Genomic DNA, 12082 nt, shown 5'->3' with positions numbered 1-12082 from the left:
CTTATTTCCCGCTGAACTGTGGTGGGCGTTTGCCGAGAAAGGCGCTGACCCCTTCGCGGTAGTCGTCGCTGCGACCGGCCATGCGCTGGTAGTCGCGCTCAAGCTCAAGCTGCTGATCCAGCGTGTTGGTTTCGGAAAGCTGCAAGGCTTTCTTAATCAGCCCTAGGCCATAGGTCGGCTGCGTCGCGAAATGGCGCGCCATGGTCAACGCGGCATCTTTCAACTCGGCATCGTCGACCACTTGCCAGATCATGCCCCACTGCGCGGCCTGTTCGGCGCTGAGGTTATCGCCAAGCATCAGCAAACCCACGGCACGAGCGCGACCGACTACGCGCGGCAGCACCCAGCTTCCGCCGCAGTCCGGCACCAGACCGAGCTTGCTGAAGGCCATGACAAACTTCGCCGAGCGCGCGGCAAGGACGATGTCGCAGCCCATTGCCAGCGTGGCACCAGCACCAGCGGCAACGCCGTTGACGGCGCAGATAACCGGCTTCGGCAGCGCGGCTAAGCGGCGCACCAGCGGGTTGTAGAAGCGTTCCACCGACATGCCCAGATCCGGCGCGGGGCCGCTCGGGTCAACGTTACGGTCGTTCAGATCCTGTCCGGCGCAAAATCCGCGTCCGGCGCCGGTGATCAGCAGGCAACGAATGGTGTCGTCGCGCTCGGCCTGTTTCAGGCAGTCGGCAAGCTGCTGGTGCATCACGTCGTTAAAGCTGTTGAGTCGGTCCGGGCGGTTCAGGGTGATAGTCATCACGCCCTGCTCCACTTCGCTGAGAATAAATGCGTCCACGATTAGCGTCCTTTAAATTCCGGTGTGCGTTTTTCTAAAAAGGCGCTGACGCCTTCACGACGATCTTCGGTGCCGCTCAGCAGCGTAAACAGCTGACGTTCCTGCACCAGACCGGCCTGGAGACCCACTTCTTGCGAAGCGCGTAGAGACTGTTTTGCCGCCCGCAGCGCCAGCGGTGAGTGACGGGCGATGGTCGCCGCCAGCTTGAGCGCGTATTCATCGGAGAGGTTCGCCGGGTGAATGTCACTCACCAGCCCGGCCTGTTGCGCTCGTTCGGCATCAATGCTTTCACCGCTCAGCACCATTCGGCTGGCCAGCGCTTTACCAACACTACGGATAAGCCGCTGCGTACCGCCCGCCCCTGGCATGGTGCCGAGAGTAATCTCCGGCAGGCCGAAGCGCGCGTTATCCCCTGCAATCACCAGGTCGCACAGCAGCGCCAGCTCGCAGCCCGCGCCCAGCGCGTAACCGTTAACCACCGCGATCAGCGGCTTGTTGAAGGCATCAATACGTGCCCACAGGCGAGGACGAATATCGTCGAAAGTGGCGGGCAGATCTTTTTCCGCCATTTCGTTGAGATCGGCTCCGGCAGCGAAGTAGCGCGGGTTGCCGCTAATCACGCAAACGCTGATGCTGGCGTCCGCCGCCGCGCTTTCCAGCGCGTCAGCAATCTGCGTTAGCAGCGCATTGTTCAGGGCGTTACGCGCCTGCGGACGGTTCAGGGCCAGTTGCAGTACACGGTCGTGACGGGAAATCAGCAGTTCGCTCATGCCATCCCCCGCGCATCGAAGTCGACCACTACGTCACCGCTGGTTGGCAGCGCCTGGCAGCTCAGCACATAGCCCGCCGCCAGTTCATCGGCTTCAAGGCTGTAGTTGGCGGCCATCGCCACCTCGCCGCTGACCACCTTGCATTTGCAGGTGGCGCACACGCCGCCTTTACAGGCGAACGGCAGGTCAGCGCCCTGGCGCAGCGCAGCGTCGAGAATGCTGTCATCTTCCGCATTCAGTGAAATCAGGCGATCGCGCCCATCCTGACGAAGGGTGACCGTGCGGCCTTCCGCCTGCACGCCGGTGGCGCGTTTCACGCTGGTCCCCGGCGTATTGAAACGCTCAAGGTGAATAGATTTTTCCGCTATGCCCAGTTCGCGCAGTGCCACTTCGGCTTCATCCATCATTGCCGATGGGCCACAGATAAAGGCGTCGTCAAAGCGGCTGAAATCGAGCAGGTTTTTGCTCAGCGCACGCAGTTTGTCGCCGTCAATACGACCCTGTAGCAGATCGCTGTCCATCGACTCCTGACTGAACAGGTGCACCACCTGTAAACGCTGCGGATAGCGGTCTTTCAGATCGGCCAGCGCCTGACGGAACATCATGCTGTGGCTGCTGCGGTTGCCGTAGATCAGCGTGAACTGGCTGGCCGGTTCGGTCGTCAGCGTCGCTTCAATAATCGCCATCATCGGCGTAATGCCGGACCCGGCGGCAATCGCCAGATATTCGGCTTCGCGCTCGGCCTGCGGCTGGTAGCCGAAGTGCCCCTGCGGCACCATCACCTCCAGCGCCATACCCTGCTGGATATCCTGCTGGGCATAGCGGGAGAAACGCCCACCGTCGATAGCTTTAACCGCGACGCTAATTTCCGACGGCGAGCGGCTGCGACAAATGGAGTAACACCGACGCAGCTCTTCTCCACCGAGGTGAGCTTTCAGCGTCAAATGCTGGCCCGGTCGGAAGGCGTAGTCATTACGCAGCGCGTCGGGAATGGTGAAAGTGATGGTCACCGCATCGCGCGTTTCCGCTTCGACGTTGGCCACGGTAAGCGAATGAAATGTTGTCATCGCAACCTCAAATACATTTAAAGTAATCAAAGGGTTCACGGCAGCTGTCGCAGCGATATAACGCTTTACAGGCCGTGGATCCGAATTCGCTAATCAGCGAGGTATGGGTGCTGGCGCAGCGCGGGCACTGTACGTCAGTTGGCATTTCGGCATGACAGGCGTGGGCCTGCGGCGGGCTGATACCATACTGGCGCAGGCGTTCGCGGGCGTCCGGGCTCATCCAGTCAGTGGTCCACGGTGGGTCAAGCTGCAGGACGATATGTACTGGCGTATAGCCGTGCTCCGCCATCACCATGCGAATTTCACCCAGTAGATGCTCGGTGGCCGGGCAGCCGGAGTACGTCGGCGTAAAGCCGATTACCCAGCCGTCGCCGCAGCGCTCAACGCTGCGTACCATGCCGAGATCGGTGATGGTCAGCACCGGCACTTCCGGATCGGAAATCGCACTTAACAGCCCCCAAACGGTGTGCACCTCTGGCGGTGCGACCGCGGTAAGACGTTGCATAGCCACCCCCTGCTACCACTGCTGACCAGGATACGCACGCTGCAAGTACTGCATCTCGGCCAACATCGGCCCGAGATGTTCGCTGTGTAGCCCCTGCTTACCGCCGTTGCGAAACGCCGCCTCTTGCGGAACGTGTAAACCAGAATCAATCAGCGCAGTGTGTACCGTCGTCTGCCATTCGGTTTGCAGTTCGCGCGGATCGACGGCAATGCCCTGCCTGGCCAGAGCGATCTCCAGTTCGTCGGCAAGGAACAATTCGCCGGTGTAACGCCACAGATTGTCCACCGCCTTCTGCATCAGTTGCGCGGAGTAGTCAGTACCATTCCCCAGTCGCTCCAGCCAGCCGCGGCTGAAGCGCAGGTGATAACGCACTTCTTTCAGTCCTTTGGCAGCGATAGCCGCAATCTGCTTATCGCGGCTGTTAACCAAACGAGTGAACAGCGCCACATGCCAGACGTCGATAAAGAACTGGCGAGCGATCGTGTCGGCAAAGTTGCCGTTAGGCTGTTCCACCAGCAACAGATTGCGGAACTGACGCTCGTCACGACCAAAAGCCAGTGTGTCTTCGTCGCCGCTACCCGCCAGTTCGGCGGCGTAGCTGAGGAAGTTGCGCGCCTGCCCCAGCAGGTCGAGGCCGATGTTAGCCAGCGCCAGATCAATCTCCAGCTCCGGCGCATGACCGCACCAGGCACCCAGACGCTGAGCCAGCACCAGGCCGTTATCGCCCAGACGCAGGGCATAGGTTGCAACGGGATTCAGGTTATTCATCGTTGCCTCACATATGTTCCATGCCGTCCGGCACGGTGTAGAACGTGGGATGGCGATAGACTTTGCTCTCTGCCGGGTCAAAAAACTCACCGCGTTCTTCCGGCTGTGACGCAACAATTTCGCTGGCTTTCACCACCCAGATGGAGCAGCCTTCGCTGCGGCGTGTATAGGCATCGCGGGCATTTTCCAGCGCCATCTGGTCATCGGCGGCATGCAGACTGCCAACGTGACGGTGCGATAACCCTTGTTTGCTGCGGACAAAAACTTCGTATAACGGCCAGTATGTTTTGCTCATGACTCTCTCCTTACGCCGCGTCGCGGGCCTGTTGCTTTTCGGCGTGCGCCAGTGCGGCCTCGCGCACCCATGCCCCTTCTTCCCAGGCCTTACGCTTTGCGCCCAGACGTTCGTGGTTGCAGACACCACGACCGTTGATGACCTCATTAAATTCCTGCCAGTCGATCTCACCGAATCGATATTTCCCCGTCGCTTCATCAAGCTGTAGGTCGGCGTCCGGCACGGTCATACCGAGAATTTCTACCTGCGGGACCGTGTTATCAACAAAGCGCTGACGCAGTTCGTCGTTGGAGTGCAGTTTGATTTTCCACGCCATGCTGCGGGCGCTGTTCGGTGAGTTGTCGTCGTTCGGGCCAAACATCATTAGTGCAGGCCACCAGAAACGGTTGATGGCGTCCTGCAGCATCTGACGCTGATCCTCGCTACCGGTAGCCAGCGCCATACACGCTTCGAAGCCCTGACGCTGATGGAAGCTCTCTTCTTTGCAGATTTTGACCATCGCCCTGGCATACGGGCCGTAGGAGGTACGACACAGCGCCACCTGGTTAACAATCGCCGCGCCATCGACCAGCCAGCCGATCACACCGATATCCGCCCAGCTGAGGGTTGGGTAGTTGAAGATGGAGGAGTATTTCATCTGGCCGTCGAGCATCTTCTGGTACAGATCTTCACGCGCGCAGCCCAGTGTTTCCGCCGCGCTGTAGAGGTACAGACCGTGTCCGGCCTCGTCCTGTACTTTTGCGAGCAGAATGGCCTTACGCCGCAGCGTAGGTGCGCGGGTTATCCAGTTGCCTTCCGGTAACATGCCGACAATTTCCGAGTGCGCATGCTGGCCAATCTGGCGGATCAGCGTCTTACGGTATGCGTCCGGCATCCAGTCCTGCGGCTCGATGGCCGTTTCCTGCGCGATGCGCTGGTCAAAGCGTTGTTCTTCTGTCACGTCATCACCTTATGATTCCGATAATTTCAACAAATCAATATTTGCGAATCACTTTTTTTATAAAAGTTACATCTTGGTTAAATAAAACCACAAATTTTGTTTGCTGATTTTGCGATACTTGTCGCAAATGGTTTTTGTTTATTCATTAATAACAGATAGATAACCAATAAAGGTAAAGTGTTCGCGATCTCATTGTTAACAAATTATTAAAATCTCACTTGCATTTTGTGATTCATAAAAGAACTATTTAAAGAGATATTACGGAACACATCTGGAGATTAACGATGCAGCAGTTAGCCAGTTATTTATCCGGTGCCTGGCAGACAGGCCGGGGCCGCACCCGCACCATCCACCACGCCCTTACCGGTGAAGCGCTTTGGGAAGTGACAAGCGTTGGACTGGATATGGCGCAGGCGCGCCGCTTTGCTATTGAGCACGGCGGCAAAGCGTTACAGGCAATGAGTTTTATTGAGCGCAGCGCGATGCTAAAAGCGGTGGCGAAGCATTTAATGGAACTGAAAGCCGATTTCTATGCCATATCCGCGCAAACCGGAGCAACGCGCGGTGACAGCTGGGTCGATATCGAAGGCGGCATTGGCACGCTTTTCACTTATGCCAGTCTCGGTGCCCGCGAGCTGCCGGACGATACGCTGTGGCCGGAAGACGAACTGATCCCGCTCTCCAAACAGGGCGGTTTTGCCGCACGCCACGTGCTGACCTCCAAATCCGGTGTTGCGGTGCATATCAACGCCTTTAACTTCCCCTGCTGGGGTATGTTAGAAAAGCTGGCGCCAACCTGGCTTGCCGGGATGCCAGCCATTATCAAACCTGCAACCGCCACCGCGCAGCTCACTCAGGCAATGGTGAAAGCGATTATCGACAGTGGCCTGGTACCGAACGGCGCAATTAGCCTTATCTGCGGCGGCGCGGGTGACCTGCTCGATCACCTCGACAGCCAGGATGTGGTGACCTTTACCGGTTCTGCTCATACCGGACAGCAGCTGCGCGTGCACCCCAATCTGGTGGCTAAATCGGTTCCTTTCACCATGGAAGCGGATTCACTCAACTGCTGCGTGCTGGGTGATGACGTCACCCCAGAACAGCCTGAGTTTGCATTGTTTGTACGTGAAGTAGTGCGCGAGATGACGACCAAAGCCGGGCAGAAATGTACCGCTATCCGCCGCATTATCGTGCCACAGGCGCAGGTGAAAGCGGTCAGCGAGGCGCTGATTACCCGTCTGCAAAAAGTGGTAGTGGGCGATCCGGCGCAGGAAGGCGTGAAGATGGGGTCGCTGGTGAATAACGATCAGCGTCAGGACGTACAGGATAATGTGAATCGTCTGGTTGAAGCCGGGTGTGAGGTGCTGATGGGCGGAAAAGCAGATCTGAGCACGGCTGGGGCTTTCTTCCCGCCAACGCTGCTGTTTTGTCCGCAGCCGGATGAAATTGGCGCGGTACATGCAATTGAAGCCTTTGGTCCGGTCGCCACGCTGATGCCGTATCAAAATACCGGGCATGCCATGACGCTGGCGCGCGCCGGTGAAGGCAGTCTGGCAGGAACACTGGTGACGGCGAGCGGCGAACTGGCGCGAGAGTTTGTCCTCGGTGCGGCCCGCGCCCACGGGCGTATTCAGGTGCTGAACGAAGAGTCCTCGGCGGAATCGACCGGTCACGGCTCTCCGCTGCCACAGTTGGTCCACGGCGGGCCTGGACGTGCAGGCGGCGGTGAAGAGCTGGGCGGTCTGCGCGCGGTGAAACACTACATGCAACGCACCGCCATTCAGGGCAGCCCAACCATGCTCGCGGCGGTAAGCCAACAGTGGGTGCGTGGCGCTCGGGTGGAGGAAGATCGTATTCACCCGTTCCGTAAATACTTCGAAGAGATCCAGCCGGGCGACAGCCTGCTGACGCCACGTCGTACACTGACCGAAGCGGATATCGTTAACTTTGCCTGCCTCAGCGGTGACCACTTCTACGCCCATATGGACAAGATTGCAGCAGCCGATTCCATTTTCGGCGAGCGCGTGGTGCACGGTTACTTCCTGATTTCCGCCGCAGCCGGTCTGTTTGTTGACGCGGGCGTCGGTCCGGTGATTGCCAACTATGGCATGGAAAACCTGCGCTTTATCGAGCCGGTTAAGCCGGGCGACACTATCCAGGTGCGTTTAACCTGCAAACGCAAAACGGTGAAACGTCAGCGCAATGCCGAAGAAAAAGCGACCGGCGTGGTGGAGTGGTCAGTGGAGATCTTTAATCAGCACCAGCAGGCGGTGGCGCTGTATTCCATTCTGACGTTGGTTGCTCGTCAGCATGGGGATTTCCCGGCGTAAGATTCCGGCGTAGCTTCGCTCGACCAGGCTTGAAACAAAAAACAAAAAGCCTGCTTAGTTTCCTAAGCAGGCTTCTTAAATATGGCTCCTCTGACTGGACTCGAACCAGTGACATACGGATTAACAGTCCGCCGTTCTACCGACTGAACTACAGAGGAATCGTTGTGGAGGCTTATCTTAGCGGCGAAAAAAATTTTGTCAAACCCCATTTCCTCGAATGCGAATCAATTGATGCTTCTCTCGACAGTTTGTTGCATTTACAGACATTTTAAATAGAAAAAACTTTGCAGCTTTTTTGATTCTCCCTCATCATTTGAAATGAGGTTTCAACTTTCTTCGTTAAGGTCCACTTTGAACGTCTCCGCTGCCTTACGCCAGGTCGCTTCCCGCACGCCCTGGTATGCCAAACGCAAGAGTTATAAGGTTCTCTTTTGGCGCGAAATCACTCCGCTGGCTGTCCCCATTTTTCTGGAAAACACCTGTGTGCTATTGATGGGTGTTCTCAGTACCTTCCTGGTCAGCTGGTTGGGAAAAGAAGCGATGGCCGGTGTCGGACTCGCCGACAGCTTTAATATGGTCATCATGGCATTTTTCGCCGCCATCGATCTGGGCACCACCGTGGTTGTAGCATTTAGCCTCGGGAAACGAGATCGTCGACGGGCCAGAGCCGCGGCCAGACAATCACTGGTGATCATGACAATTTTTGCTACCGTTCTGGCAGCGGTCATTCACTATTTTGGTCAACAGATTATTGACGTTGTCGCAGGTGAAGCAACGCCAGACGTTAAAGCTTTGGCACTCACCTATCTGGAGCTGACGGTGCTCAGCTACCCGGCGGCAGCCATTGCGCTGATTGGCAGTGGCGCACTACGTGGAGCCGGAAATACAAAAATACCGTTGTTGATTAACGGCGGCATGAACATCCTGAATATCATCATCAGTAGCATCCTGATTTACGGGATCTTTTCCTGGCAAGGTCTGGGATTTGTGGGAGCAGGCCTGGGACTGACCATTTCGCGCTACATCGGGGCGATTGCCATCATCTGGGTACTGATGATTGGTTTTAACCCCGCGCTGCGAATTCCCTTCAAAAGCTATTTTAAGCCACTCAATCTCGCCATTATCTGGGAGGTGATGGGGATCGGCATTCCGGCAAGTATCGAGTCAGTGCTGTTCAATGGCGGTAAACTTTTGACGCAGATGTTTGTTTCAGGCATGGGAACCAGCGTTATCGCCGGGAACTTTATTGCATTTTCTATCGCCGCGCTTATCAACTTACCGGGGAATGCTTTAGGTTCCGCGTCGACAATCATTACCGGCAGGCGTCTGGGAAATGGCCAGATTGCCCAGGCTGAAATCCAGCTACGGCATGTATTCTGGCTGTCGACGATCGGCCTGACGGCAATTGCCTGGTTAACCGCTCCTTTCGCCGGGGTGATGGCCTCATTTTATACCCACGATCAGGATGTAAAAGAGGTCATAGTCATCCTGATTTGGCTCAACGCAGCATTTATGCCGATATGGGCAGCCTCCTGGGTGTTACCAGCAGGCTTTAAAGGTGCGCGAGATGCACGTTTTGCTATGTGGGTATCGATGCTGGGCATGTGGGGCTGCCGCGTAGTCGCGGGTTACACCCTGGGTATCGTATTAGGATGGGGAGTTGTCGGCGTTTGGTTAGGCATGTTCTTCGACTGGGCCGTACGCGCCGCGTTATTTTACTGGCGTATGGTCACCGGCCGCTGGCTGTGGAAATACCCGCGCCCCGAACGCGAAAAGTGCATAAAACAACCGGTTGCGTCTGAATAAGCGGCGAAATGGGGAATATTTCAGCAAACGATCGCATTTATCCATTCAGGCTTTGACAACGCTGAGCGGCATCGCTAATATTCGCCTCGTTCAAACGATTCCTCTGTAGTTCAGTCGGTAGAACGGCGGACTGTTAATCCGTATGTCACTGGTTCGAGTCCAGTCAGAGGAGCCATATTTAAGAAGCCTGCTTAGGAAACTAAGCAGGCTTTTTGCTTTTCTGCGATCCCAGTCGCCAGGTAGACCGCTTCACTCCACACCAGGTTTTTCCATACTGCCGACGGGAGAATGTCCGTCTGCTTATGCAAAATGTCTCTATGATCCAATTCGTTAACTTCATGGTTAAGTATCTTATCGTGCAACGACATCAGAATGAGACCCATACTTGCCCATGCCGATACTGCTGAAAGCAGCGCTAACCGCTTTATTAGTAATTCCACTGAGTACAATAGCCGGTGAGAAAGTCACGCTACGTTGCCCGGACAGAGGCTGGGCGGAGGTGACATTTCATTTGTTCCAGCACGTTAGCGTGCTGTGGGAAAACAATAGTTTTTATGTTTCCGATGCCCGCCGTAGTCAGAGTAATAAATTCTATACGTTTACCAATCGAGATGTTCTTTCGGTGAAGAATGGATTTCAGTTTATTTATGCGGATTCGGGACGGGCGGTGTCTTGTTCGATATTGTCGCGGGTGCCGACGCAGGATCTGAGGCTGGAGACCTTGAGGTAACGCAGCTTTCTACCCGCCATTCAGCAACGTCAGAGAAGCCCGTTCGCTCACGGGCTTTTGTAGTTAAATCTGATAATCAATCACCGCTTCATCTGGCTCCATCGCCTGGCGCTTAATTTCATCGACGGATAGCCCTGCATTGCATAGCTCGATGAATCGCCAGACGTAGTTGCGCTGCAGCTGTCCGCGTTTAAGCCCCAGCCAAACGGTATTTGCATCAAACAAATGCCGGGTATCCAGACGGGTTAAGGTCCCCTCTTCCTGCTCGCCGCTGGATTGCTCTGCCACCAGCCCAATCCCCAACCCCAGCGACACGTAAGTTTTAATCACATCCGAGTCCTGGGCGCTGAGAATAATATCCGGTATCAGCCCTTTGCGAGCAAATGCTTCATCGATGCGGGAACGCCCTGTAATCCCCTGACGATAGGTAATTAACGGCCAGTGAGCAATAGACTCCAGCGTGAGCGGAGAGGCTTTCACTAATGGATGGTCGTGAGGAACAAGCAGGCTGTGGTGCCAACGAAACCAGGGAAAAGCCACCAACAATGGATCGCTGCTCAGCCGCTCACTGGCAATTCCGATATCTGCCCCGCCATTTTGTAGCAGGACATCAATCTCCTGTGGCGTACCCTGAATAAGTTCCAGACGCACCTCAGGGAACAGCTCACGAAAAGCTTTTATCACCGCAGGCAAGCTATAGCGTGCCTGGGTATGCGTGGTGGCAATCGTCAGAACGCCGGACGTGTCATTGGTAAACAGATCCGCCAGTCGACGAACATTACTAGCCTCATTCAGAATACGCTCGGCAATAACCAGCAAGGCTTTACCCGGTTCGGTCATGCCCAACAGGCGTTTACCGCGACGGATAAAAATCTCGATACCAAGTTCATCTTCAAGTTCACGAATGTGTCGGCTGACGCCCGACTGCGAGGTGTACAGTATATTCGCGACCTCTGTCAGGTTGTAATCCTGACGGGCCGCCTCGCGGATTATTTTAAGTTGCTGGAAATTCACGTTTCGCTCCGGGCACATCAGACATTACGCTATTGTTAAAGTCTGATGCCCGGCATAACAAATAATAAAAACCTGCATCTTATTCCTTGTGGGAATAAGGTTTAGCTGACCAGCTGCAGCTCGCGATTTTCCAGCGCCGGACGGCTGACCAGCGACAACAGGATCTCCTTCACGGCCTGCGCCTGGGGCGATAAGCTCCCTCTGGCGGATACGTTCAACGATAATGGCAGATTCATCGATGGTGTTGTGATGCGCGCCATCCAGCCGTTAGCCGCATTGCATAATGAACGGGCGGCCGACTCAGGCAACACTGTGACACCCATACCACTGGCAATGGCGGCCGTTAGGGTGGAGATAGACTCAATTTCGCCAATCACTTTAGCCGTTAAGCGACGTAGCGAAAAAGCTTCATCCACGCGCAGGCGAACCGCGCTGTAATCCCGTGGCAAGAACAAATTCATCTGCGCCACTGCGGCTAAATCGACGCTTTGCCCCGGACACTCACGCGTGCCAACCAGGTACAGATCCTCTTTAAGCAACGGTTGACTGCTGATGCCCGCCACGGGTGAACGCTCATAGAGCACTGCCATATCTAATTGCCCGCTGAGCAGCTTGTCATTCAGCACTGCCCCACTGTTTTCATGCAAATAGACCAGCACATCAGGCAGTTCGGCACGTAGCGTCTGTAATAACGGCATGGTAATGGATGACGCGACTGTCCCCGGCGCAAGGCCGATAGAGACCTGTCCACTCAAGGTCTGGCCCACGTTATTAACCGCAAGTTGCGCCTGTTCGCACTGACGTAAAATCGTCCGGGCGTGGGTATATAGCACTTTTCCTGCTTCCGTCGGCGTGACGCCACGCTTGGTACGAATCAGCAATTGCTGATCCAGCTCACCTTCCAGCGTAGCGACCTGCTGGCTCAGCGCGGGTTGCGCAATGTGCAACACTTCCGCTGCCTGGGTCAGGCTACCAATATCGACGATTTTCACGAAATATTTCAGTCGTCTGAAGTTCATTTTGCCTCCTGTCGGAATACCAGAACCCGTGCTGGCAGTCATTAAATT

Annotated in this window: 11 protein-coding genes and 2 tRNA genes; 3 read left to right on the top strand and 10 right to left on the bottom strand. The window is 55.8% G+C overall.

Going from position 1 to position 12082, the window contains the following annotated elements:
- Position 1: 1 nt before the first annotated feature.
- Genes paaG through paaA form a run of 7 tightly spaced genes read right to left on the bottom strand, consistent with a single transcriptional unit; the run spans position 2 to position 5135 of the window.
- Positions 2-790: a 2-(1,2-epoxy-1,2-dihydrophenyl)acetyl-CoA isomerase PaaG gene (paaG, locus tag OGX97_RS12130; protein ID WP_235124229.1), complete on the bottom strand. Its 789-nt coding sequence runs from the start codon at positions 788-790 to the stop codon at positions 2-4.
- Positions 791-792: 2 nt separating this feature from the next.
- Positions 793-1560 (bottom strand): 2,3-dehydroadipyl-CoA hydratase PaaF, encoded by a 768-nt coding sequence (gene paaF / locus OGX97_RS12125; RefSeq protein WP_008784415.1) that lies wholly within the window; start codon positions 1558-1560, stop codon positions 793-795.
- Positions 1557-2627 carry a 1,2-phenylacetyl-CoA epoxidase subunit PaaE gene (paaE, locus tag OGX97_RS12120; protein WP_235124239.1) on the bottom strand — a complete coding sequence of 357 codons (1071 nt, stop codon included), beginning with the start codon at positions 2625-2627 and terminating at the stop codon, positions 1557-1559. Before paaE ends, paaF begins: the two co-directional genes overlap by 4 nt.
- 7 nt (positions 2628-2634) lie before the next feature.
- The gene (gene paaD, locus OGX97_RS12115; RefSeq protein ID WP_008784413.1) at positions 2635-3132 is read right to left on the bottom strand and encodes a 1,2-phenylacetyl-CoA epoxidase subunit PaaD; all 498 of its coding nucleotides are present in this window, start codon (positions 3130-3132) and stop codon (positions 2635-2637) included.
- 12 nt (positions 3133-3144) lie between these two features.
- Positions 3145-3900 (bottom strand): 1,2-phenylacetyl-CoA epoxidase subunit PaaC, encoded by a 756-nt coding sequence (gene paaC, locus OGX97_RS12110; RefSeq protein ID WP_020996485.1) that lies wholly within the window; start codon positions 3898-3900, stop codon positions 3145-3147.
- 7 nt (positions 3901-3907) lie between these two features.
- Positions 3908-4195 (bottom strand): 1,2-phenylacetyl-CoA epoxidase subunit PaaB, encoded by a 288-nt coding sequence (paaB, locus tag OGX97_RS12105; protein WP_032943000.1) that lies wholly within the window; start codon positions 4193-4195, stop codon positions 3908-3910.
- Between the two features lie 10 nt (positions 4196-4205).
- Positions 4206-5135, bottom strand: a complete 930-nt coding sequence (paaA, locus tag OGX97_RS12100) for a 1,2-phenylacetyl-CoA epoxidase subunit PaaA (RefSeq protein WP_008784410.1) — start codon at positions 5133-5135, stop codon at positions 4206-4208.
- Positions 5136-5419: 284 nt separating this feature from the next.
- On the opposite strand from paaA, the gene paaZ reads away from it, so the two are divergent.
- Positions 5420-7465, top strand: coding sequence for a phenylacetic acid degradation bifunctional protein PaaZ (gene paaZ, locus OGX97_RS12095; RefSeq protein ID WP_279850533.1), 2046 nt, complete (start codon positions 5420-5422; stop codon positions 7463-7465).
- A gap of 82 nt (positions 7466-7547) precedes the next feature.
- On the opposite strand, the gene OGX97_RS12090 is transcribed toward paaZ, so the two are convergent.
- Positions 7548-7623 (bottom strand) — tRNA-Asn (locus OGX97_RS12090).
- A gap of 160 nt (positions 7624-7783) precedes the next feature.
- On the opposite strand from OGX97_RS12090, the gene OGX97_RS12085 reads away from it, so the two are divergent.
- Together OGX97_RS12085 and OGX97_RS12080 are read left to right on the top strand one after the other, a co-directional pair.
- Positions 7784-9271, top strand: a complete 1488-nt coding sequence (locus OGX97_RS12085) for an EmmdR/YeeO family multidrug/toxin efflux MATE transporter (RefSeq protein ID WP_003846749.1) — start codon at positions 7784-7786, stop codon at positions 9269-9271.
- Between the two features lie 99 nt (positions 9272-9370).
- Positions 9371-9446, top strand: a tRNA-Asn gene (locus OGX97_RS12080).
- Positions 9447-10064: 618 nt separating this feature from the next.
- Here the strand turns inward: OGX97_RS12080 and cbl are convergent.
- Together cbl and nac are read right to left on the bottom strand one after the other, a co-directional pair.
- Entirely contained in the window at positions 10065-11015 is a 951-nt protein-coding gene (gene cbl / locus OGX97_RS12075) for an HTH-type transcriptional regulator Cbl (protein WP_048214440.1), read from the bottom strand.
- A 101-nt stretch (positions 11016-11116) separates the two neighbouring features.
- On the bottom strand, positions 11117-12034 hold the full coding sequence (nac, locus tag OGX97_RS12070) for a nitrogen assimilation transcriptional regulator NAC (protein ID WP_008784390.1): 918 nt from the start codon (positions 12032-12034) through the stop codon (positions 11117-11119).
- Positions 12035-12082: the final 48 nt, after the last annotated feature.

This window comes from Citrobacter sp. Cpo061, from assembly GCF_030332845.1.
GTDB lineage: Bacteria > Pseudomonadota > Gammaproteobacteria > Enterobacterales > Enterobacteriaceae > Citrobacter > Citrobacter portucalensis.
Note: the sequence above shows the minus strand (reverse complement) of the source record. Positions and strands in the feature narration are given on the sequence as shown.